Source organism: Massilia agrisoli (assembly GCF_020831365.1).
In the GTDB taxonomy this organism is placed as follows: Bacteria; Pseudomonadota; Gammaproteobacteria; order Burkholderiales; family Burkholderiaceae_D; genus Telluria_A; species Telluria_A agrisoli.
In genome coordinates this window covers 730-1,033 of the sequence record NZ_JAJHPV010000016.1, presented here as the reverse complement: position 1 = coordinate 1,033, position 304 = coordinate 730, and the positions used below count along the sequence as shown (strand labels likewise).

At 49.3% G+C, this 304-nt stretch carries 1 rRNA gene (cut by a window edge); it reads right to left on the bottom strand.

Annotation, left to right across the window (positions count from 1 at the left end):
* Positions 1–304 (bottom strand): 23S ribosomal RNA (locus LMJ30_RS21940) (its annotated part continues 125 nt past the right edge of the window); the annotation flags it as partial.

Here is a 304-nt window from a genome sequence, read left to right as displayed (position 1 = left end):
TGGTCCCCCCATGTTCAGACAGGATTTCTCGTGTCCCGCCCTACTTGTCGCATACTTAGTTCCACACATCGCATTTCGTGTACGGGGCTATCACCCGCTATGGCCGGAGTTTCCAATCCGTTCCACTATGCGTCATGCTAAATCATGCAGGCTCATCCCATTTCGCTCGCCACTACTTTGGGAATCTCGGTTGATTTATTTTCCTGCAGCTACTTAGATGTTTCAGTTCGCCGCGTTCGCTTTGCATACCTATGTATTCAGTATGCAATGACCTAAAAGGCCGGGTTTCCCCATTCGGAAATCT